Genomic DNA, 21,578 nt, shown 5'->3' with positions numbered 1-21,578 from the left:
GCAAGGTGACAGGCGTCTTGCTTTTTTTTACATCCCAACTGTTACGGTTATAAAAGTGATACATCATTCAGCAGAAAACAATTTTTCTGGATGCCTGTAGAACCAATCGGACAAAATCGGGGTGGATTAAATTGAATTTTGGCAAACGTTATTCAAATGTAACTGTCTTTATGGCTATGCTTCACGGCGTTATTATAGGTGTTGCTGCGGTGGCGCTTATTGGATTTATCATTATGAGTACTGGTGACAAAAAGGTTGCCGTAAAAGAACCAGATGAAGCACCGGTAACAGTCCCTGCTTCATCAGAAACGGACGTACCTACAAATTCTTCAGGTGAACCACTTGAATTATTCGCGAAGCAGCACGGCGCGTTTACGACTTCTGCATCTGCTGCAGCATTCATCACTGCGGACCCTAAATTGGCAACCGCGGCAATTATTAAAGCTGGTGATCAATACTTTGTTTGGTCAGCTGTTGGCTTAACTGATTCTGAAATTATTCTTGGCGAAGGGGAAGGTACTTTTCGTAAAAGATTCCTGGCTGATCCTTCAGCGTGTGAAGTAATCGGAGAGAAAAAACTGCGTGATGTTCTATCGTTTACAGATATTGCGAAAATAAATTCTTTAGTTAGCGAGACAGATGATAAAAAAACTGAAGATTTTAATCGTAGCATTACTTCTATTACAGCGTTTACTGATGATTTACAAGTCATTCGACTACACTTATTAGCGCAGTATTCGTATACTAAAGACTGTATCAATATCTCTTTTTGAAAGCGATAGGCTAGCTGAAATGCCGTTATTCGATTTAGTATACAATTTTCTCCTCTGCCAATATCGGCTACACTAAATAAAAGGAGGAATTACTATGCAATTTGAATCGAATAAACCTATTATTCTTGCTTCCGGTTCGCCGCGAAGGAGGGAACTTTTTGCAATGCTGGGCGTCCCATTTAATGTTGTTGTGAGTAATGTTGTTGAAAATGAAAAAGGGCTTAGCACGGCAAACTTTAAGAATTATGCGGAAAATCTTGCCTTGGAAAAGTCTGAAGCTGTAGCGAAAGATTACCCGAACGCTGTAATTATTGGGGCAGACACGATTGTTGGGTTAGGGACACGAATATTTCCAAAACCCGAAAACAATGAAGAAGCGAAAGTTTTTTTGCAAGAGCTTTCAGGGCAAACGCATTTCGTCGTAACAGCTGTTGTAGTTATAGTAGATGGAACAATTAACACATTTTCTAGTGAAACAAAGGTTACTTTTTATGAACTAGACGATGCATTAATTGATGCGTATATTGCTACAGGTGACTCATTAGACAAGGCTGGCGGTTATGGCATTCAAACGAGTGGCGGACTTTTTGTTAAAGGGATTGAAGGCGATTATTATGCTGTTATGGGACTGCCAATTGCTGCTCTTTCTAGGCATTTACTATCTTTAAATGTCCTATCTCTGAAAGGAGATGCATAATAATGCCTATTGATCTTGAACCGAAAATGATGATTCGTGACGTCCATATTGCAGACAGGCCAAGAGAACGTTTGATTAGGCAAGGGGCTGCAAGCTTGTCTAATCAAGAGCTAATTGCTATTCTTTTACGGACAGGTACTAAAAATGAGTCTGTCCTCGTACTTGCTAATCGAATCCTATCTTCGTTCGATAAAATCCAAGACATAAGGGATGCAACCGTTGAGCAACTTATGGAGGTTAAAGGTGTAGGGCAAGCTAAAGCGGTTCAAATTTTAGCAGCCGCTGAGATTGGTAAACGACTTTATAGGAAGCATTCAGAAGGTCGTTATACTATTCGTGCACCAGAAGATGCCGCAGCTTATTTAATGACGGATATGACGTCGCTTACTCAGGAACATTTTGTTGTATTGTTTTTAAATGTTAAAAATGAAGTGCTTCATAAGCAAACAATTTTTATTGGTAGTTTAAATAGTTCTATCGTGCACCCACGTGATATCTTCCGTGAGGCGGTCAAACGCTCTGCGGCCTCTATAATTTGTGCCCATAATCATCCATCTGGAAACCCCGCTCCTTCACCAGAAGACATCAGCGTTACAAAGAGATTACTAGAGGCAGGGGCGTTAATGGGCATTGAATTACTTGATCATGTTATAATTGGAGACCATCAGTTTATTAGCTTAAAGGAAAAAGGGTATATGTGACACTGTCACTTTCTTCGCTAATCCGCTATAATGTGGTGTATGATTTAATGAATGCCGTAATTAAGCGGTTCAGAAGAAAGGAAGAATAAATTTGTTTGGAATTGGTGGAAAAGACGTAGGAATTGATCTTGGAACAGCAAATACATTAGTCTTTATTAAAGGAAAAGGTATCGTGCTGCGGGAACCTTCAGTAGTCGCGAAAAATACACATACAGGTGAAATCGTTGCTGTCGGTAGTGCGGCAAGAAATATGATTGGTCGTACACCTGGTTCAATAGTTGCGATACGCCCGATGAAAGATGGTGTAATTGCAGATTATGAAATTACAACAGCAATGATTGAACACTATATGAAAGAAGCAATGAAAGCTTCTGGTGGATCTTGGAAAAAACCGAATGTTATGGTTTGTGTACCTTATGGCATAACATCTGTTGAGCAAAGAGCAGTTATTGACGCATCTCGCCAAGCGGGTGCTAAAGACGCTTTTACGATTGAAGAACCATTTGCTGCTGCAATAGGCGCGAATCTTCCAGTTTGGGAACCTACAGGAAGTATGGTTGTTGATATCGGTGGAGGTACTACTGAAGTAGCTGTTATTTCACTTGGCGGTATCGTAACGAGTGAATCCATTCGTGTTGGTGGAGATACGATGGACGGTGCTATTACAAGCTACATACGTAAAACATACAATTTAACGATTGGTGAACGTACATCAGAAGCTATAAAGATTGAAATTGGTATGGCTAAAAAAGCTGCAAAACCTGAAAAAATGGATATCCGAGGAAGAGATCTTGTCACAGGACTTCCAAAAACAATTGAAATTTCCTCAGATGAAATTGTTGATGCTTTACGCGAATCAATTTTACAAATAATTGAAGGTGTCAAGAAAACACTTGAAACGACACCACCGGAATTATCATCAGACGTCATGGAGCGTGGTATCGTTCTTACGGGCGGCGGTGCTTTATTAAGAGATCTTGATAAAGTGATTTCAGATGAGACAAATATGCCTGTATTTATTGCAGACGATCCACTGGATTGTGTAGCAATTGGGACTGGTAAAGCATTGGATAACTTTGATATTATTAAAAAGATGCAAACTAGATAATAGACAGTCCAATTAGCATAACTTGTTGCGAGTGACTGATTGTTTAACCATTCTTGTTTTTGTGGGCAGTTGACTTTTGCGTCACTAGATTTTTAAATCTGTAATTGAAAATTGAACTGCCCGCAAATGCGGGATAAATGAGGGAGGAAATGGGCAATGCCGCGATTTTTATCTAATAAACGTTTGATATTATTGCTTGTAGGCGTCATCGTCTTAGTAGCATTAATTTCATTCACCCTGAGAGACCGGCAAAATGCTTCCCTGCCTGAACAAATTGTAAAGGATGTCGTTGGTTTCGGACAATCGTTTTTTTCGAAACCTGCGCATTATATAACAGGTGTTATCGGGAATATCGATGGGATTTTGAATACATACGAAGAAAATAAGACATTAAAAGTGCGGCTTAGCGAGTATGCAGCAAGTCAGGCAGAGTTAATAGAAGTTCGCGCAGAAAATGGTCGTTTACGTCAAATAATTGATAAAAAAGATGATCTTAATGATTATGAATCTATTCAAGCAACAGTGATTTCAAGAAACCCCGATCAGTGGGAAGAAAAAATTATTATTGACAAAGGCAGTGCGCATGGAATTGAAAAAAATATGGCGGTAGTAACGGCTACTGGACTAATTGGTAAAGTCGTACTTGTAACTACTTCTACATCATCGATTGAATTATTATCGACTGAAAATCATGATTTTAGAGTTTCGTCAGTCGTTCCGGGTGAGGAACCAGTATTTGGTCTTATTGAAGGATATGACCGCTTACGTGGTGAACTTATTATGAAGCGCATAGATTCTAGTTTTGATTTAAAAGAAGGCGCAAAAGTTATTTCATCAGGACTCGGAGGAATTTTTCCGAAAGGATTACTAATTGGGGAGATAACTGAAGTGTCAACAGATGACCACGGTCTTACCAAATTAGCTTATATTCGTCCTGCTGCTCAGTTTTCAATGTTAGATCATGTAATTGTTGTAAAACGTAATTCTGAAATTGATTTAAACGGCACAGACGGTACCGGAACGGATGTTACGGAGGGGGAGGATGGATCATGATTAGGTCTGTTATCCCTCTTGTTGCAATTATTCTTTTTTTTCTTGAACCAGTATTCAGCTTATTTTCTCCGGTTAGTTTCGGTGACGAACTTTATACTTTGGTACCGCGTTTTGTAATTGTTCATCTAATTTTTACCGCGATATATTACAGTCGGCGCTATGCGATAATATGCGGCATCGTCTTTGGCCTCTTGTATGATATGTTTTACATTGATATTATTGGATTATACGCATTCCTGTATCCGATGATTTGCTTAATTGCTGTCATGCTTATCCGCTATGTACAACGCAATTATTTGACCGTTATGATATTATCCTTATTCCTTATCGCTCTACTTGAAATGCTATCATATGGCTTTGCTAGTTTAATAGGAATCACTTCAATCGACTTAAATGAATTTTTTAGTAATAGGCTTGTACCAACTATGCTTGCGAATCTAATATTTGTTATCATGTTCGGCTGGTTATTTAAAAAATTAATGGACAGTAAAGCAATGATTGTTCAAAAGGATGCTTTATGAATGAAAGAAGGTGCGGGGTGAAGCAAGTGACGAAACAGCAGTATGTAACGATCAAAGGGACGAAGGAAGGGTTAGTCCTACGGCTCGACGACAAGTGCGCTTATTCGGATTTGCTTACCGAACTCCGTAAAAAAGTGGCTGAGGATGGATTGGAAGGACTTTCAGAAGTGCAAATCCATACAGGTAACCGCTATTGCAACGAAGATGAGCTAAAAGAAATTATGAACGCAATTCATGGTTCGCCTAATTTGCGTGTTTCAAAAATACAAAGTGACGTTATTACGATGGAAGAATGTAATGAACGAATAGTTGAAAGCCAATCTGAAACATTCGTTGGAATCGTCCGTTCTGGACAAGTTGTAGAAGCTGCAGGTGATTTAGTTATCATCGGGGATGTGAATCAAAACGGACGTGTTGTCGCGGCTGGTAGCATCTATGTACTTGGTCGATTAAAAGGCATCGCACATGCAGGCGTAAAAGGCAATGCGGAGGCTGTAATCGCTGCATCTTGGCTTGAGGCAACACACTTGATGATCGCGGATACGGTTCAATTGATGACGGATGAATTAACAATACTTTCAGAACATCCGGAAATGGAATGTGCTTATTTACATTCGAATGGCTTTATTGCAATCGATCGGTTGCAAGAGCTTCGAATTCTCCGCCCGCAATTGTCATCATTTAAAGGAGGAAGCTAATGTGGGAGAAGCAATCGTAATAACTTCAGGTAAAGGCGGCGTCGGTAAAACGACGACAACAGCAAACCTTGGAACTGCATTGGCACTTCAAGGGAAAAAAGTATGTCTAGTGGATACGGATATTGGTCTAAGAAACCTTGATGTCATTCTAGGACTTGAAAATCGTATCATTTATGATCTTGTTGATGTTATTGAAGGACGCTGTAAGGTGCACCAAGCACTTGTAAAAGATAAGCGTTTTGAGGATGGCTTATTTTTATTACCAGCTGCACAAACGACAGACAAAAATGCGATTAACGCGGATCAGATGAAACTATTAATAGATGACTTGAAACGTGATTATGACTATGTCTTGATTGATTGTCCGGCGGGTATTGAACAAGGGTACAAAAATGCTGTTGCAGGTGCCGATCGAGCGATTGTTGTGACGACTCCAGAAATTTCGGCAGTACGTGACGCGGATCGAATTATAGGTTTATTGGAACAAGAAAAAATTGAGCCACCAAAACTAATTATTAATAGAATTAGACGGCACCTAATGGAGAGCAAAGATGCACTAGATGTAAATGAAATTACGGCACATCTATCAATAGATTTACTTGGTATTGTGCTAGACGATGAGAATGTTATTACTTCATCTAATAGAGGTGAGCCTGTCGTTATGGATCCTGCTAATTTAGCAGCGATCGGCTACCGTAATATTGCTCGCCGAATCCTCGGTGAGTCAGTACCACTTATGTCACTTGATAAAGGCAAAACTGGATTTTTTGGAAAATTAAAATCTTTATTTACAAAATAAAAACGAAACCCTCAATGCGACGTCAACCCGCAATGGGGGTTTTCGATGTCTTGGCGTTATTAGAAACGCTAACGCTGTACATAATACATGCCACTACAATAATATTCCAATGCCATCAGTCATATACTAAAAAAAACGGGTGGTGTGAGTTATTGAAATGGCGGACGAAGTGGATGTTGGCGATTATACTTACAATTGCTGTGATTGGTGTGGCACGGTTAGAAAACTTCGGTGTAATCAAACAGCCTGTTACTCATTATGTCACGACGGGTGAAGACTTTTTAGCGATGAAGAAGTGGGTATCATCTATAATTGATTCTTCTAACTCCGAAACGATTCCAGTCAATGTTGAAAATGACTTGCTTAAAGGTTATGAATCAATACAGCCCTATCACGAAGGTGTGATTGTATCTTATACGCGTCCTTTGTCCATTGATGCACAGAACAATGGACTCGTCACTTTCACTGGATTTACACGACAGACTGGGAAAACGATAACTATTTTATATGACGACGGAGATGAAGTGACATACGGCTTTGTAGGTACGTTCTCGAAACTTCCTTATACATCTGTAAAAAGAGGTGAAACCATCGCTTTGATGGGTGAAGAAACATTTTATCTAATGGTTAAGCGTGATGGCGTTAATATGGAGGCTTCTTTATTGCCGGCATATCTATCGGGTTCGGTTGAATGAAATTTCGGTTGCATCCGATTTTGCTGCCGATAATTTTATTTCTAATAATAACTGGAAATTTATCCACTTACACAATTATTATGCTTTCACTTATCATTCATGAAGTGGGTCATCTAGTCGCTGCACGTCTAATGGGGATGCGTGTGAGGTCGTGTACCATCATGCCTTACGGCGGGGAACTTGTTATTCCTCGTAGGCACTTTGAGAGAAGGCGAAATCGTGTCATCCTAGCACTGGGTGGGCCAGCAGCAACTGGGGTGCTTCTTGTAATTGCATTGATTTTTTCCTTTCCAGGCGATGAATTTGTTATAAAGATTCAATTAATTTTACTCGGTCTTAATCTTTTACCAATTTTACCGCTTGACGGAGGACATGTACTTACAGCTATGCTTGAAAAAGAGGGTTCTGAATATAGTACAATAACGTTAATGCTTATCTATTCAATGGTATTCCTTTCTATCTGCTTTATTATGCTCAGTTTCTATTATCCAGGAACATTACCGTACATTTTATTAACACTATTTTTATTTATTCAAAACATAGGGATGTTTCGTTTCCGAAGATATGATAGAGCTTTTAAAAACATTCAAATAAAAAGGTTGACTAAATAATCTCTACGTGGTAATATTTTAATGTTATTGAATGTAGCGCACCTGGGCTACAACCGCGCTTAAAAGGTATAAGTATCCCGTTGGATCACCTTTTGAAGGCGAGTCTGAGTATATGAGGAGGTGCAAGTATGTACGCAATTATTGAAACTGGTGGAAAACAAATCAAAGTTGAAAAAGGTCAAGAAATCATCATCGAGAAACTTATCGCTGATGTGAACGATATCGTTACTTTTGACAAAGTTCTATTCGTAGGTGGAGATAACGTAAAAGTCGGCGCTCCATTAGTGGAAGGTGCTACTGTAACAGCTAAAGTTGTTAAACAGGACCGTGCTAAAAAAATTACGGTATTTAAATATAAGCCAAAGAATAACTACCACAGAAAATTAGGTCATCGTCAACCATTTACTAAAGTAATTATTGGCGAAATTAACGCATAAGGCCGCTATGATTACAGTATTGGTTGAAAAAGGACAATCTGGTCGCATTCAATCATTTGAGATGTCAGGCCATGCGGAGTTCGCGGAACACGGAAAAGATCTTGTTTGTGCAGCTGCATCTGCAGTATCTTTTGGTGCTGTTAATGCAATTATTACACTTACAGGAGATACGCCTAAAATCCAACAAGGATCAGACGGTGGTTACTTAAAAGTAGCTTTCCCTAAATCGATGAAAAACGATGCTGACTGTCAATTAATTGTACAGGCAATGATTGTTTCCTTACAGACGATTGAAACAGACTATGGGCAATATATTAAAATTATTTTTAAAAAGTAGGAGGTGGCATAGATGCTACAATTAAATCTCCAGTTTTTCGCTTCGAAAAAAGGAGCAGGTTCAACTAAAAACGGTCGTGATTCACAATCGAAACGTCTTGGCGCTAAAAGAGCTGACGGACAATTCGTAACAGGTGGTTCAATTCTTTATCGTCAACGTGGAACTAAAATTCACCCAGGCGAGAACGTTGGTCGTGGAAGTGATGATACTCTTTTTGCGAAAATTGACGGTGTCGTACGTTTTGAGCGTTACGGCCGTAGTAAAACAAAAGTGAGCGTTTATTCTGAAGCTCAATAATTATAATTGATGACAGAAAGGACTGCGCATAATGTATGTGCAGTCCTTTTTTTAATTAATTGATAGTATGTGTGAATGATAAACCACACTTAGGTACTTTAAATTTAAATACAATATTAAAATCTAATCCTTCGCTTATCGAAATCGAACTAAAAATGGTATACTATAGTTATTATGGAATTAACGGAGTGAGAAAAATGGATAAAAAACAACTGACGATAGCAAAAGCATTAAAATTTGCGCGTCATGACTTTTCTAACAAACTTCAACTCGTTATGATGCATATCGATTTAGAAAATATTTCTGAAGCGAAGAAATTAATTATGGATGTAACTGCTGAAATGAGACAAGAATCTAGCATAGAGTTACTGGGATTACCTCAAACTACACAATGGATACAGACTTTTAGTTGGTTGTATCCCGCATTTCAGAAATCACTAACAAGCACGATTAAACCTGGGATTCGAAAAGCTGATGATGAGGAAATTGTATCCTATCTAGTACAAACATTCAGTGGGATAAAGAATTTGTTAGACCCTGCTACAGAATATGATGTCCATATTGATATCATTGCAAGCGAAATCGAATGGTCAATTACAATAATTATTAAAGGTACATTACTCGAACGACAACAAACTTTGGTATCAGGTGAAAGTTTTACTGTTGAAGAGTCTGTGTCCCAAAATTTATGGTCGTTCACACTAAGTGGACAATAGGAGGAACTAATATGTTTGTCGATCACGTTAAGATTTATGTTAAAGGTGGAAGTGGTGGTGACGGTATGGTAGCATTCCGTCGCGAAAAGTATATCCCGTTTGGAGGACCTGCAGGTGGTGACGGTGGTAAAGGTGCTGACGTTGTTTTTATAGTCGATGAGGGCTTGCGTACACTAATGGATTTTCGTTATCAGCGTCATTTTAATGCGGACCGTGGCGTACATGGTATGGCTAAAAATATGCACGGTAAATATGCCGAGGATATGATTGTCAAAGTACCACCTGGAACACTTGTTACAGATAATGCAGACGGTTCAATTATTGCGGATCTAGTCGAGCATGGTCAAACAGCTGTCATAGCAAAGGGTGGACGGGGCGGACGAGGAAATAGTCGTTTTGCAACATCGCAAAATCCGGCTCCTGAATTATCTGAAATGGGTGAACCAGGCGTCGATAAAGAAATTACTTTAGAATTAAAAGTACTTGCAGATGCAGGACTTGTTGGATTTCCTAGTGTCGGAAAATCAACAATACTTTCTGTCGTATCAGCAGCGAGACCTAAAATTGCGGATTATCCTTTTACAACACTTGTCCCGAATTTAGGTGTAGTTGAAACGAGTGATAGCCGTAGCTTTGCGCTTGCTGATCTTCCTGGTTTAATTGAAGGCGCTTCTGAAGGCGTTGGCCTGGGACACCAGTTTCTACGTCATATCGAACGTACGAAGGTTATTATCCACGTGATTGATATGTCAGGCCTTGAAGGTCGTGATCCGTTTGAGGATTATGTAACAATTAACGCTGAGTTAAAACAATATAATTTACGACTTATGGAGCGACCGCAAATTGTCGTAGCCAATAAAATGGACATGCCAGATGCTGAAGAAAATCTTCGTTTATTTAAAGAAAAACTCGGAGATGATATAAAGGTTTTCCCGATATCTACAGTTACAAGAAAAGGAATCGATAAACTTTTATTTGCAGTAACTGATTTAATTGAAGTTACACCAGAATTCCCACTTAACGCACTTGAAGAGGATGCCGAGAAATCAGTTCTTTATAAACATGAAGAAGAATCAAGTTTCGAGATTACTCGTGAAGATGATGGAGCATTTGTGTTATCAGGTTATTCACTTGAAAGATTATTTAAGATGACAGATTTTAACTTTGACCAATCTGTTCGTAAATTCGCAAGACAAATGCGGGGTATGGGTGTCGATGATGAGCTTCGTGAACGCGGTGCAAAAGATGGGGATATCATCCGTATACTTGGCTTTGAGTTTGAATTTATCGAATAAAGGATTACGTTAATTTGTTTTAGGTAAAGGGGGTATTTTATGAAATTGTTAGGTGATGGTCGTTTCTACCTGGTTAGGGAAGATGTTCTAACAGAATCGATGCTCAAAACAATTGAGGTGAAAAGACTTTTAGCGAATGGGGAAGAAACCACAATACAAGATGCTGCGAAAAGAGTTGGACTCTCTCGCAGTGCATTTTATAAATATCGTGATACGATTTTTCCGTTCGAATCAATTGCCAGAGAGCGTATATTAACGATTTTTATCCAGCTAGAAGACCGAAAAGGGGCATTAGCAGTTTTGCTCGGAATTGTCTCTGAATCTAAATGTAATATCCTAACGATACATCAAACGATACCTGTTCAAGCGCGCGCTAATATTACGCTATCGCTTGACGTAACAGCAATGTCGATTAAAATGGAAGATTTGCTTCTGAAATTAAAGAATCCGGATTTTGTTGAATCGGTTTCTTTAATTAGTTCAGGAGCCCTTTAATAGAGGAGGGAAATAGTTTGAATGAAAAAAACTTTACGCCAATAATAGCTTATCTTGGACCAGAAGCAACATTTACTCATATTGCGGCAGATTATCTATTTGGAGCATCTGGTTTATCGCCTTATCCGACAATTCCCGATTGTATTGAAGCGGTCACTTCAGGTCGTGCTACATATGCGATTGTTCCACTTGAAAATGCTTTAGAAGGATCAGTGCCAATGACAATAGATTATATGTATAATGAAAAAGAATTGTTCATTAATGCAGAATTGTCAATCCCGATTGAAATGCATTTGATGGTTAATAAAACGCAAGTAAACTTTGTAGATGAGCTGACATCCATTCATTCTCATTCACATGCACTAGCGCAATGTCATAAGTATTTATTATACCAATTTAGTAAAATTCCGCTTGTCTCAACGACTTCAACAGCGGCTGCGGTGAAGTATATCGCTGAAAATCCTGATGAAAAAATTGGGGCAATTGGAAATAGATTTGCCGCAAAAAAATATGACTTACATATGGTTGAAGAAAATATTCATGATTTTCATTTCAATCACACAAGATTTGTAGTTTTATCACAGCGGAAGGGTAACGTAGAAAATCCTACGCATTCCAATTTACCTAAAACGACACTTATGGTGAAACTACCAGAAGAAGATCGGTCAGGTGGTCTGCACCAAGTGCTATCAGTATTTGCTTGGCGAAAATTAAATTTGAGTAAAATTGAATCACGGCCGTTAAAAACAGGTCTTGGTCAATACTTTTTTATTATTGATGTACTTGAAGCTGAGGATGCTCCAATGATGAAAGGGGCGCTAGAAGAGCTCGCAGCACTTAAGTGTGAGGTTAGGTCATTTGGTTCTTATTTCAGTTATGAACAAAAAAGAAAAGGTTTCGCTAGTTTGAATTAAAACCGTTACGTCCTTTAGAGGATGTGGCGGTTTTTCGCATAAATGTCCACCAGGCGCATATAAATGGTATGAAGGAGCGCCACTTTTAAAAGGTTTCACAAAGGTGGGTGTCCAGTCATACGATAAAGTGACGGAAGGGGGAAATATTTAAGTGGAAGTCCATATTGTTCAAAAAGGCGATACGCTGTGGAAAATTGCAAGACAGTACGGCGTTTCGTTTGAAGAATTAAAAAGAGTAAATGCACATCTAGCGAATCCAGATTATATTGTACCGGGTATGAAAATAATGTTAACAAAAAAACAGGGGGATAAGGGGAAACCGCATGCGCCGACAAAAGGAGAGAGTGGGGGGGATAAATCGCATAAAGAACCCGTGAAAATACCACCTACAAGTAAGCCGCAACACCATAACGAGGTAAAGCCGACAAAGCCGCCGGCAAAACCGCATGCACCAGTGCCACAAATGCCACAGATGACACCGGTTCGACCGTTACCACCTATGCCGCAGACACCGCCAGCGCCGCAAATACCGCAGATGACACCGGTTCAACCGTTACCACCTATGCAGCAACCAGCACCGCAAATGCCGATGCATCACGCACACCACTTTCCGATAATTGGTATTCCTTGCGGCTGGATGCCTATACATGATGCCGATTGCTATCCTTATATGCATCATTTACAAATGACGCCTATGCCGCAAATGCCACAAATGCCGACTTATGAGCAGCCTGCGTCACCTGGTCCGGGGCCAATACCGTTACCGACGCCTCAATTGCCAGTTATTGAAAAAGAATGTGAAGAGTCTTCTTTATTTCCGGGACACGGACCTATTCAGTTGCCGGAAGAAGATAAGCGGTATGAAAATTGGGAACGAAATGAATCAACTTCAATGAATCATATGAGATATCCGATGGAAACACAGCCTTTGCAAATGCCTCAAAATCAATGGGGGCCGATTCAACCTGGTTTTCCAAATAATCCACAAAGTATGCCTTGTGGATGTGGAAGTCAATATCCAGTAGCTCCCCAAAATCCAATAAATCATTGTCATAGCTGTCATCAGCCAATGCCTTATCATATGATGCCGATGCAAGGGCATAATAGGTACGGACAGTATTGATCGGCCTGTGGAATTAGACGGGGAAATGCAACAAATTAAGAAAAATGTATGGAAATTAAAGAATGCGGGGACTTATTATTCTTTAAAACGCTATGATTCATATTCAACAGCAGTAAAGGTGAAATCACTGCATGAAACACTTAATTCAGTATCGTATCCGCATTTAGTGAGCGTATTGTCGAATACGAATATGGTAACTTTTATACAACCGTGGCTTGATGGTGCAAGAGCGGTTAACTTTAAAAAAAGAGCTGATCGAACAGATTCGCTTGAAGCTTTAAATAGGTTGCATGAAACTAGAAGTCTTGTGGATTGGTCAGCTTATCCTTACTTGAACACATATCCGCTAATCACGAAATGGGGTAGTCGTATTGAACGTTTTCGGGAGATAAGCGAAGTTTGTGAAACATTTATTGGGAAAGGCCAAGTTGAATCCATTCTGTACTATGCGGAAAGTGCCTTACAAATTGTTCGAAAAGAATATCGTGATGAATTAGAAGAAACATTACTGCATGGTGATGTCGTTCATCACAATATTCTTAGGGATCAAGATGGCTTTATTCGTTTTATCGATTTTGACTTGGCATGTACCGGACCTGCAGGGACTGAAATTGCATTGTGGATGCATCGTGTACTTCCGCAGATTGAGTATGATATCGAGTTTTTAATGGATGAACAACCTTCTTTATGTGATTTAGATTATTCATCGAAGGTGCTTCTTCTTTATCCGAATGAACTGTTACGTGAATGGCTTCATTTCTTTACCTTGTCCGCGTCTGCACAGCAGAGACAGGTAAGAAAATTGGTCCCTTTTACAGATTCTGCACTCTCACATTGGCCAAAATTATGGTATAATGTAGAACGGATGAAAAAATAGGGGGGCTGCATCATGGCAGGACATTCGAAGTGGAACAATATAAAAAACCGTAAAGGCGCACAAGATGCAAAACGCGGTAAAGTATTTCAGAAGATGTCGAGAGAAATCTTTATGGCAGCCAAATCGGGCGGTGCGGATCCAGAGATGAACCCAGGACTCCGCTTAGCGATTGAAAAAGCAAAAAGTGTAAACGTACCAAACGACGTTGTGAAACGTGCGCTTGATAAAGCAACAGGATCAGGTTCTGATGAAAACTATGAAGAAGTCATTTATGAAGGTTATGGACCTGGTGGTGTCGCTGTTTTAGTTTATTGCTTAACAGAGAATAGAAACCGGACTGCGCCAAACGTTCGCGTTGCTTTCTCTAAAAATGGCGGTAATCTCGGTGAAAGTGGTTCTGTCGGGTATATGTTTGATCGTAAAGGACGTTTGTTTATTGAACGTACAGATGAAACCGATGAAGATATGATAATGTTGGCTGCGCTCGATGCAGGTGCAGAAGATATTGAGTCATCTGAAGACGGTTTTGAAATTGTCACAGGACCATCAGAATTTTTACAAGTTAAAGAGTCACTTGAGGCTGAAGGTGTTGAGTTTATTTCTGCGGAAATTGAAATGATACCATCAATGCATACGGATATTTCAGAAGAGAATGCGGAGAAATTCGAGAAGATGATTGATGCGCTCGAAGACGATGATGATGTGCAAGACGTTTACCATAATGCAAGTGAGAATGAGTAACTTTTGTCATTTTTATAAGATCATCTAATTAAGGTGCTTCCTACGAGTATTGTTGAAAAAACAATCTTGGTTAGGGAGTAGCCTTTTTTGTTTATAAATAATATTTATTATTAAAGTAGGAATAGCGAAGATTTATTATTGGTCAAACTAACAATTATATTTAAAGAAAAAGGCGGTTGTCAAAACTTTTTTAGTTGTGATAGGTTTAGTTAATATAAAAACTCAGTCAATATAAAATTGACTGAGTTTTTATATTTGCATAAATAATCTTTTTACCTAAATTCAAATTTAGCTACATATTTTTCAGTCTCATTATCATGCCGTCGAGTTTTCTGCCTATTTGTGCTTCTAACCAACGTGAAGTCTCAACTAAACTTGCTGGATTCGTATTTGTTTTAGCGCCAATTTTTTCAAACATGTTAATCATGTCTTCTGTACATACATTTCCAACAGCTTCAGGTGCAAATGGACATCCACCGAGGCCTGCTATGGATGAATCAAAATTACGAACTCCTGCTTGGTAACCGGCAAAGACGTTAACGATGCCTAATCCTCTTGTATTATGAAAGTGTAGGCCGAGTTTAATATCTTCACCAAAGTATTCTTTAAATCTATTAACGACATTACTAACTTGTATTGGATTTGCTACACCTGTCGTATCCGCTAAAGTTATTTCGGTTGCTCCCGCCTTTATAAATTGATCAGCGACATTTAAGATGCGCTCGATTGGTACGTCGCCCGCGAACGGACAACCAAATGCTGTGCCTAAAATACCATTTATTGATCTTTTGGCTTGTGCCCCTTCTTCGATTACGTTTACAAGTTCAAATACGCTTTGATCGACCGTTTTTCTAGCATTCTTCAAGTTAAATTCATCGCTTGTTGCTGTTACAATATGAAGTGCATCAATAGAAGTATCCAAAGCCCTTTGTAGACCGGAATAATTTAAGACTAGCCCCGCGTAACTAACGCCTTTATCTTTTGGAACAATCTTCATTAGTTCCTCAGCATCAGCCATTTGTGGAACGACTTTTGGATTAACGAATGAAACTGCTTCAATCTTTTTTATTCCACCTTCAATTAACCGTGTAATCATCTCCGCTTTGATCTCGACGGATAAAAACATCTTTTCATTTTGAAGTCCATCTCTTGGGCCGACTTCACAAATATTTATCATTTAACTTCTCCTCTCCATAATTCAATATTTATTTTACTTTCATTTGCTAACACATAATCTCGACCTTGTAAAATATGTTCTTGCATTGCAGCTTTAGCGCGATCAGGTTCTTTGTTTTGTATTGCTAGGACGATTGTTTTATGTGCTTCTAAAGATTGTAATAATTTCAGTTCGGAATACCAGTAAAACGATCGGAAAATTAATGGAACGACAACAACTTTTGCGATATGTGCGTGCAAATGTTCATTTTCAGTTGCTGCAAAAACAGCCTCATGAAAATCTTGATTAGTTTGTTGGATATTCTGAATGCTAGATAAATCCGATTGCTTATGATTAGCTATTGCTTTTTCGTAATGAGTATTAGCTTCTATAATTGTCTTTAAATTTTCAGGAGAGCAATTTAAAGCCGCTTCTCCTGCAGCAGTACTTTCAAGTAATGCTCTAAGATTATAGATTTGCCTTATGTCATTGATTGAAAACTCACGAACAACAACTCCTCTCCGTTGAAAAGGAGTAACTAATCCATCTGATTCTAATTGTTGAATTGCTTTACGAACTGGGGTGCGACTAATCTTCAGTTTATCGGCCAATGCTTCTTCGGTTAATCTTTCACCAGGCCCTAATTCACCGATAATTATAGCATTTTTAATTATATTATAGGGATTCACAATCTCACCTCTTATTTTATTGTATACAGTAATGTGTGTGAAGACAATGTAAACTTTCAACAAAACTATAATAAAGCTGTTGTAACTGTTTAAGTAAATTAATTTCACAATAAATAAAATCAACCTATTGACTAATTGTATACAGAATGATAAAGTTACGTTGTATTCAGAAAGTTTAAACACTTCAGAAGCAACTATTTACTTATAGTTTAAAAAGGAGGTTAATCCGAAAAGGATTATTTTATAACTAAATTAAATAAATGAATTTAGTTATTACCTAATCAACAAAAGCTCGTTTGATTGTACATTACTACTCTTTAATTTACCAATTGGAGGCTAATATGTTAAATGAGAAGTTAAGTGGATTTGCGCAAAATTCGGGCATGGGTTTTAATCCAGCTATTATAGTTGTTGATTTTATGAAAGGGTTTACAAATCCAAATTCACCATTAGGTTCTGACCTTGAAAATGAAATTACAGCAACACAAGAATTATTAAAGATGGCAAGGCAAAAAGATATTACCGTTATTTTTACGTCTGTTGAGTATGAACCTAGTTTCAAAGACGGTGCACATTTTATACGAAAAATACCAGCCTTAAAAATTTTGACTAAAGGAAGTGAAGCTAGCGAAATTGATCCTCGTCTTGAGAGAGATAAGGAAAATGAGCTATTAGTTGTTAAGAAGTTTGCAAGCGCTTTCTTTGGTACTAGCATGAACTCTATTCTGTCATTTGAAAAAATTGATACAGCTATTATTGTTGGATGTTCCACCTCGGGATGTGTTCGGGCAACTGCTGTAGACGCACTTCAACATGGTTATCAAGTAGTGATACCAGAGGAATGCGTAGGCGATCGTTCAAGTTCGGCGCATGAGGCGAGTCTATCCGATATTCAAACAAAATATGGAGACGTAGTTAGTTTGGAAGCAGTAAAAAATTACCTATCAAACATAAAAGGGGATATGAGCTATGTATAGAGTTGCAGTCGATGTAGGTGGAACATTTACAGATGTGATTTTACAAAATGAGAAGACTGGGGAATTTTTCGGAACAAAAACACCCTCTACAACACATGATCAATCAGAAGGTTTGATTACAGGAATCCTGAAGATTTGTAAAGAACAAAATGTTGACGTGAATGATATACGTTCAATTATTCACGGAACGACTGTAGCAACGAATGCTGTTCTCGAAGAAAAGGGAGCGAAAGTTGGTTTGATTACAACTGAAGGTTTTGAACAGATTTTACATGTTGCACGTTCATGGACGCCAGCACCTGTAAGTGCTTGGATGGGCTTTCTTAAACCAGATCCATTAGCAGATTTAATCAATACTGCAGGCGCAAAAGAAAGAATGACTGCTAAAGGTGAAGTACATTTAGCATTGGATGAAGATGATATCCGTAAAAAAATTACTAAGTTCTATGAGCAAGGTGTAAAGAGTTTAACAATTAGCCTATTAAACTCTTACGCGAATCCATCTCATGAAGAGAGAATTAGAGAAATCGCCGAATCTGTTAATCCAGATATTCCTGTATCAATTTCTTATGATATATTACCGGAATTCAGAGAATATGAAAGAACATTAACTACTGTTATGAATTCTTATGTCCGGCCATCGATGCAATCTTATTTGAAAAACGTTGAAACTAAACTTGTTGAAGAGAAGATTGATAGCCGTATTAGTATTGTTCGGTCTGACGGTGGGTTAATGAGTATTGCCGCAGCATCTTCACGACCAGTTCACACGATGGTTTCAGGTCCTGCAGGTGGCGTAACTGCATCGGCGATGATTGGGGTTCAAACAGGCAATAAAAACATTATATCTTTTGACATGGGGGGTACATCTACAGACGTTTCTTTAACATATGACGGTGTTCCAAAAGTGGTTAGAGAAACCCAAGTTGGCGTATTCCCTGTAAAAGCTCCTTCATTAGGAGTTGTTAGTATTGGGGCAGGCGGAGGTTCTATTGCTCACGTACCATTAACAGGTGCCCTACGTGTAGGTCCAAGCAGTGCAGGAGCAACACCAGGACCAGCATGTTATAGCAAAGGCGGAACTGAACCGACTGTTACAGATGCAAATATGGTTTTGGGCTACTTACCTGCAAGTCTTGTCGGTGGTGCGATGGCGCTTGATATTGAAAAATCTAAAAAAGCGATGGAGCCAATAGCTGAAAAACTTGGGGTGGACATCTACGCAGCAGCTAAAGGGATTTATGATATTGTCAATGAAAATATGTATGGTGCTACACGCGTTGTATCAGTTGAAAAAGGTTATGATCCAAGAGAGTTTTCTTTATTAGCTTTAGGTGGTGCTGGACCTTTGCATGCAAATGCAATTGGTAATTTATCTGGTAGTTTTCCGGTAATTATACCTCCAACTCCAGGCGTGCTATCTGCGTTAGGTTTTTTACAGGCAGATATTCGAAATGAATATTCTAAAACGTATATAAATTTATTAAGCAATTTAGAAGCGAACGACGTTTTATCTGAATTGACTGTACTTGGCGATGAGTGTGATCAGTGGCTTGCAGGTGAAGAAGTTCCTGCACAACAACGTTCGATTAAATATGAGGTAGATGTTCGTTATTTCCGTCAAGGACATGAAATTCCATTCGAGATTGATCTTTCTAAATTAAAAGAAGAGGGCCTAAATGTAATTAAGAATAGATTCGACGACATGCACGAAGTTGCTTTTGGTTTTAAAATGGATACTGAAGTAGAAATCGTAAATATTCGTGCCGTTGCAATTGGTATCGTAGAAACGCCGCAACTTCCAATTAGTGAACCAGGTTGTGAAGATGCATCTGCAGCGGTTATTAATGATAATCACCAAGCTTATTTTGAAGACAAGTTTTTGAAAACAACTATTTATGACCGAAGCTTACTAACACCTAATAATAAAATAACAGGACCAGCAATTATTACTCAAAAAGATAGTACGACTCTTATTCTTCCAGGAAATATTGGCGTGGTAGATAAGAATTTAAATCTGTTAATTCAAGGGGAGGTATAAGTAGATGACGAAAATTGACTCGATTACAGTTGATATTATCGAAAATGCTTTAAAGAACAGTAAAGATGAAATGGATGCCACTTTATTCAAGGCGGCAATGTCGCCAGTAATTCGTGAACAACATGACTGTTTTCCAATGATTACAGATGCAAATGGTAGTATGGTTGTCGGGAACTTTGGTTCGCATGTACCAGAAGTCGTCAAACAATTTTCAGAGGGTATTCATGAAGGCGATGTAATTTTTGTAAGTGATCCATATACAAGTGGAGGATCTGTTTCACACGTAAACGACTGGATGATTATTTTGCCAATATTTTATGAAGGAACACTCGTTAGTTACTCTTCAATGTTTGGACATGTAATTGATGTAGGTGGTCCAGTGCCTTCTAGTATGCCAGTAAATGCAACTAGTATTTATGGTGAAGGTGTCCGTTATCCACCAGTAAAGTTATTTGCTAAAGGTGTTCTAAATGAAGCAATAATTACAATAATAAAAGCAAATTCAAGAACGCCACTTGAAAACTATAGTGATTTGATGGCACTTGTAGCATCATGTAGAACAGCGGAAAAACGTGTCCAAGAAATATGTGGCAGATTTGGTATAGAGACATTTTTTGCAGCGATGGAAGCGACTTTAGAGCGTACAAATCTGATGATGCGTGATTTAATAACTAAAATCTTACCAACTGAGCCAGTTTCATTTGAAGACTTTATCGATGATGATGGTTTAGGTAATGGACCATTTAAGATGAAACTTACAATATGGCGTGAAGATGACCACGCGTTCTTTGATTGGACAGGGACGGACCCGCAATCTCCTGGACCTATCAATTATTATTTAAGTGAACCAATGTTTAAAATGTTTATCGGTTCATTTTTAATATCAGCTTTTGACCCAGATATTAACTTTAATGATGGATTTTATGATGTGCTGCACATTATTTCTCCAGAAGGAACGTTAATGAATCCAGAATTCCCGGCCGCATTGGGATGTCGAACACATGCTTTAAGCCGTATGTTCGACGTATTAAGTGGTGCGCTTTCGGTGAACGCACCGGATAGTAGCCCAGCAGCAGGTTACGGAACGAGTCCGTATTTCATCTTCTCGGGAGTAGATGATAAAGGTGAGAAGTTTAATCTTATGGAAGTTCAATATGGAGGATTACCGGGTAGACCGATTGGTGACGGATTGGATGGTCATTCATGGTGGCCGGCATTCGTAAATATACCAACTGAGTATTTAGAAACCTACTATCCTCTACTTGTAAACTCTTACAAGACAGGTACTGATTCTGGTGGCGCTGGTTATTATCGTGGTGGTAATTGTAATGAAAGGCTCTATACAGTTTTAGCTAATGGCGTTGTGTCAATTCACGATGATCGTGCAATAATTCAACCTTGGGGAATTAATGGTGGTGAACCTGGATCTGTCTCTTCTAAATTGCTAATCAAAAAAGATGGAACTAAAATACCTTTAGCTTCTAAAATTGATGATGTTCAAGTTGAAAAAGGAGATCAAATATTATTCATTACTGCCGGCAGTGGTGGGTGGGGCGATCCATTGGAAAGAGCAGTAGGAAAAGTACAATTAGATGTTGCAAGAGGTCTTGTAAGCAGAGATAAAGCCTTAAATTCTTATGGCGTCTATCTGGATGAAAATCTGGAAGTTGATGAAGAGGAAACAGAAGCTGTTCGCGCACAAATCAGATTGGATAGAGGAACTTTGGAATCTTTCAATTTTGGTAATCGCGAAAAAGTATATGTTTAAAGAATAATAGATATGAGCAATTGTGTGCATAAACACACAATTGCTTAAAAAATTTACAG

At 38.6% G+C, this 21,578-nt stretch carries 25 protein-coding genes and 1 other annotated feature; of the genes, 23 read left to right on the top strand and 2 right to left on the bottom strand.

Annotated features, from left to right (window positions below):
- The first annotated feature begins 131 nt into the window (after nt 1-131).
- The 20 genes from AC3RV6_RS10210 to AC3RV6_RS10115 all read left to right on the top strand — a co-directional run bounded on the left by AC3RV6_RS10210 (nt 132) and on the right by AC3RV6_RS10115 (nt 14,888).
- Entirely contained in the window at nt 132-773 is a 642-nt protein-coding gene (locus AC3RV6_RS10210; RefSeq protein ID WP_489745936.1) for a hypothetical protein, read from the top strand.
- A gap of 94 nt (nt 774-867) precedes the next feature.
- Nucleotides 868-1,470 (top strand): Maf family protein, encoded by a 603-nt coding sequence (locus AC3RV6_RS10205; RefSeq protein WP_489745935.1) that lies wholly within the window; start codon nt 868-870, stop codon nt 1,468-1,470.
- A gap of 2 nt (nt 1,471-1,472) precedes the next feature.
- Entirely contained in the window at nt 1,473-2,171 is a 699-nt protein-coding gene (gene radC / locus AC3RV6_RS10200; protein WP_489745934.1) for a RadC family protein, read from the top strand.
- 91 nt (nt 2,172-2,262) lie between these two features.
- Nucleotides 2,263-3,279 carry a rod shape-determining protein gene (locus AC3RV6_RS10195; protein WP_489745933.1) on the top strand — a complete coding sequence of 339 codons (1,017 nt, stop codon included), beginning with the start codon at nt 2,263-2,265 and terminating at the stop codon, nt 3,277-3,279.
- Between the two features lie 156 nt (nt 3,280-3,435).
- Nucleotides 3,436-4,332 carry a rod shape-determining protein MreC gene (gene mreC, locus AC3RV6_RS10190; RefSeq protein WP_489745932.1) on the top strand — a complete coding sequence of 299 codons (897 nt, stop codon included), beginning with the start codon at nt 3,436-3,438 and terminating at the stop codon, nt 4,330-4,332.
- Nucleotides 4,329-4,853, top strand: a complete 525-nt coding sequence (gene mreD / locus AC3RV6_RS10185) for a rod shape-determining protein MreD (RefSeq protein WP_489745931.1) — start codon at nt 4,329-4,331, stop codon at nt 4,851-4,853. The genes mreC and mreD overlap by 4 nt, the downstream gene beginning before the upstream one ends.
- Nucleotides 4,854-4,879: 26 nt before the next feature.
- Entirely contained in the window at nt 4,880-5,551 is a 672-nt protein-coding gene (gene minC, locus AC3RV6_RS10180) for a septum site-determining protein MinC (RefSeq protein WP_489749231.1), read from the top strand.
- Between the two features lies 1 nt (nt 5,552).
- Nucleotides 5,553-6,350 (top strand): septum site-determining protein MinD, encoded by a 798-nt coding sequence (minD, locus tag AC3RV6_RS10175; protein ID WP_489745930.1) that lies wholly within the window; start codon nt 5,553-5,555, stop codon nt 6,348-6,350.
- 152 nt (nt 6,351-6,502) lie between these two features.
- Nucleotides 6,503-7,045 carry a peptidoglycan DD-metalloendopeptidase family protein gene (locus AC3RV6_RS10170; RefSeq protein ID WP_489745929.1) on the top strand — a complete coding sequence of 181 codons (543 nt, stop codon included), beginning with the start codon at nt 6,503-6,505 and terminating at the stop codon, nt 7,043-7,045.
- On the top strand, nt 7,042-7,656 hold the full coding sequence (locus AC3RV6_RS10165; RefSeq protein WP_489745928.1) for a site-2 protease family protein: 615 nt from the start codon (nt 7,042-7,044) through the stop codon (nt 7,654-7,656). The genes AC3RV6_RS10170 and AC3RV6_RS10165 overlap by 4 nt, the downstream gene beginning before the upstream one ends.
- Before the next feature lie 41 nt (nt 7,657-7,697).
- Nucleotides 7,698-7,772 (top strand) — a sequence feature (ribosomal protein L21 leader region).
- Between the two features lie 12 nt (nt 7,773-7,784).
- Nucleotides 7,785-8,093 carry a 50S ribosomal protein L21 gene (gene rplU / locus AC3RV6_RS10160; RefSeq protein WP_489745927.1) on the top strand — a complete coding sequence of 103 codons (309 nt, stop codon included), beginning with the start codon at nt 7,785-7,787 and terminating at the stop codon, nt 8,091-8,093.
- Between the two features lie 7 nt (nt 8,094-8,100).
- Nucleotides 8,101-8,430, top strand: coding sequence for a ribosomal-processing cysteine protease Prp (locus tag AC3RV6_RS10155; protein WP_489745926.1), 330 nt, complete (start codon nt 8,101-8,103; stop codon nt 8,428-8,430).
- Between the two features lie 12 nt (nt 8,431-8,442).
- Nucleotides 8,443-8,727, top strand: coding sequence for a 50S ribosomal protein L27 (rpmA, locus tag AC3RV6_RS10150; RefSeq protein ID WP_489745925.1), 285 nt, complete (start codon nt 8,443-8,445; stop codon nt 8,725-8,727).
- Nucleotides 8,728-8,924: 197 nt separating this feature from the next.
- Nucleotides 8,925-9,443, top strand: coding sequence for a Spo0B domain-containing protein (locus AC3RV6_RS10145; RefSeq protein ID WP_489745924.1), 519 nt, complete (start codon nt 8,925-8,927; stop codon nt 9,441-9,443).
- An 11-nt stretch (nt 9,444-9,454) separates the two neighbouring features.
- The gene (obgE, locus tag AC3RV6_RS10140) at nt 9,455-10,738 is read left to right on the top strand and encodes a GTPase ObgE (RefSeq protein WP_489745923.1); all 1,284 of its coding nucleotides are present in this window, start codon (nt 9,455-9,457) and stop codon (nt 10,736-10,738) included.
- A 39-nt stretch (nt 10,739-10,777) separates the two neighbouring features.
- Nucleotides 10,778-11,233 (top strand): ACT domain-containing protein, encoded by a 456-nt coding sequence (locus AC3RV6_RS10135; RefSeq protein WP_489745922.1) that lies wholly within the window; start codon nt 10,778-10,780, stop codon nt 11,231-11,233.
- Between the two features lie 17 nt (nt 11,234-11,250).
- Entirely contained in the window at nt 11,251-12,147 is an 897-nt protein-coding gene (pheA, locus tag AC3RV6_RS10130; RefSeq protein ID WP_489745921.1) for a prephenate dehydratase, read from the top strand.
- Between the two features lie 151 nt (nt 12,148-12,298).
- Nucleotides 12,299-13,270, top strand: coding sequence for a LysM peptidoglycan-binding domain-containing protein (locus tag AC3RV6_RS10125; RefSeq protein ID WP_489745920.1), 972 nt, complete (start codon nt 12,299-12,301; stop codon nt 13,268-13,270).
- 25 nt (nt 13,271-13,295) lie between these two features.
- Entirely contained in the window at nt 13,296-14,147 is an 852-nt protein-coding gene (locus tag AC3RV6_RS10120; protein WP_489745919.1) for a phosphotransferase, read from the top strand.
- 12 nt (nt 14,148-14,159) lie between these two features.
- The gene (locus AC3RV6_RS10115) at nt 14,160-14,888 is read left to right on the top strand and encodes a YebC/PmpR family DNA-binding transcriptional regulator (RefSeq protein ID WP_489745918.1); all 729 of its coding nucleotides are present in this window, start codon (nt 14,160-14,162) and stop codon (nt 14,886-14,888) included.
- 292 nt (nt 14,889-15,180) lie between these two features.
- Here AC3RV6_RS10115 and AC3RV6_RS10110 read toward each other — a convergent pair whose 3' ends face one another.
- Nucleotides 15,181-16,065, bottom strand: a complete 885-nt coding sequence (locus AC3RV6_RS10110) for a hydroxymethylglutaryl-CoA lyase (protein WP_489745917.1) — start codon at nt 16,063-16,065, stop codon at nt 15,181-15,183.
- The gene (locus AC3RV6_RS10105; protein WP_489745916.1) at nt 16,062-16,733 is read right to left on the bottom strand and encodes a GntR family transcriptional regulator; all 672 of its coding nucleotides are present in this window, start codon (nt 16,731-16,733) and stop codon (nt 16,062-16,064) included. The genes AC3RV6_RS10110 and AC3RV6_RS10105 overlap by 4 nt, the downstream gene beginning before the upstream one ends.
- Nucleotides 16,734-17,074: 341 nt before the next feature.
- On the opposite strand from AC3RV6_RS10105, the gene AC3RV6_RS10100 reads away from it, so the two are divergent.
- From AC3RV6_RS10100 to AC3RV6_RS10090, 3 genes are read left to right on the top strand one after another with little or no spacing between them, the layout of a single operon-like run.
- On the top strand, nt 17,075-17,710 hold the full coding sequence (locus AC3RV6_RS10100) for an isochorismatase family protein (protein WP_489745915.1): 636 nt from the start codon (nt 17,075-17,077) through the stop codon (nt 17,708-17,710).
- Nucleotides 17,703-19,751, top strand: coding sequence for a hydantoinase/oxoprolinase family protein (locus AC3RV6_RS10095; protein ID WP_489745914.1), 2,049 nt, complete (start codon nt 17,703-17,705; stop codon nt 19,749-19,751). The genes AC3RV6_RS10100 and AC3RV6_RS10095 overlap by 8 nt, the downstream gene beginning before the upstream one ends.
- Before the next feature lie 4 nt (nt 19,752-19,755).
- Nucleotides 19,756-21,519, top strand: coding sequence for a hydantoinase B/oxoprolinase family protein (locus tag AC3RV6_RS10090; protein WP_489745913.1), 1,764 nt, complete (start codon nt 19,756-19,758; stop codon nt 21,517-21,519).
- The last annotated feature ends 59 nt before the right edge of the window (nt 21,520-21,578 follow it).

The sequence above is a fragment of the Sporosarcina sp. So3-204 genome (assembly GCF_058068165.1).
The sequence above is the reverse complement of the archived record's forward strand: the minus strand, read 5'-3'. Positions and strand labels throughout refer to the sequence as shown.

Excerpts from the sequence above, each read along its gene's own strand:
- AC3RV6_RS10205 (WP_489745935.1), top strand. The coding sequence starts at position 868 with ATGCAATTTGAATCGAATAAACCTATTATTCTTGCTTCCGGTTCGCCG.
- radC (WP_489745934.1), top strand. The coding sequence starts at position 1,473 with ATGCCTATTGATCTTGAACCGAAAATGATGATTCGTGACGTCCATATT.
- mreC (WP_489745932.1), top strand. The coding sequence starts at position 3,436 with ATGCCGCGATTTTTATCTAATAAACGTTTGATATTATTGCTTGTAGGC.
- mreD (WP_489745931.1), top strand. The coding sequence starts at position 4,329 with ATGATTAGGTCTGTTATCCCTCTTGTTGCAATTATTCTTTTTTTTCTT.
- AC3RV6_RS10165 (WP_489745928.1), top strand. The coding sequence starts at position 7,042 with ATGAAATTTCGGTTGCATCCGATTTTGCTGCCGATAATTTTATTTCTA.
- rplU (WP_489745927.1), top strand. The coding sequence starts at position 7,785 with ATGTACGCAATTATTGAAACTGGTGGAAAACAAATCAAAGTTGAAAAA.
- AC3RV6_RS10155 (WP_489745926.1), top strand. The coding sequence starts at position 8,101 with ATGATTACAGTATTGGTTGAAAAAGGACAATCTGGTCGCATTCAATCA.
- rpmA (WP_489745925.1), top strand. The coding sequence starts at position 8,443 with ATGCTACAATTAAATCTCCAGTTTTTCGCTTCGAAAAAAGGAGCAGGT.
- AC3RV6_RS10145 (WP_489745924.1), top strand. The coding sequence starts at position 8,925 with ATGGATAAAAAACAACTGACGATAGCAAAAGCATTAAAATTTGCGCGT.
- obgE (WP_489745923.1), top strand. The coding sequence starts at position 9,455 with ATGTTTGTCGATCACGTTAAGATTTATGTTAAAGGTGGAAGTGGTGGT.
- AC3RV6_RS10135 (WP_489745922.1), top strand. The coding sequence starts at position 10,778 with ATGAAATTGTTAGGTGATGGTCGTTTCTACCTGGTTAGGGAAGATGTT.
- AC3RV6_RS10120 (WP_489745919.1), top strand. The coding sequence starts at position 13,296 with ATGCAACAAATTAAGAAAAATGTATGGAAATTAAAGAATGCGGGGACT.
- AC3RV6_RS10115 (WP_489745918.1), top strand. The coding sequence starts at position 14,160 with ATGGCAGGACATTCGAAGTGGAACAATATAAAAAACCGTAAAGGCGCA.
- AC3RV6_RS10110 (WP_489745917.1), bottom strand. The coding sequence starts at position 16,065 with ATGATAAATATTTGTGAAGTCGGCCCAAGAGATGGACTTCAAAATGAA.
- AC3RV6_RS10100 (WP_489745915.1), top strand. The coding sequence starts at position 17,075 with ATGTTAAATGAGAAGTTAAGTGGATTTGCGCAAAATTCGGGCATGGGT.
- AC3RV6_RS10095 (WP_489745914.1), top strand. The coding sequence starts at position 17,703 with ATGTATAGAGTTGCAGTCGATGTAGGTGGAACATTTACAGATGTGATT.
- AC3RV6_RS10090 (WP_489745913.1), top strand. The coding sequence starts at position 19,756 with ATGACGAAAATTGACTCGATTACAGTTGATATTATCGAAAATGCTTTA.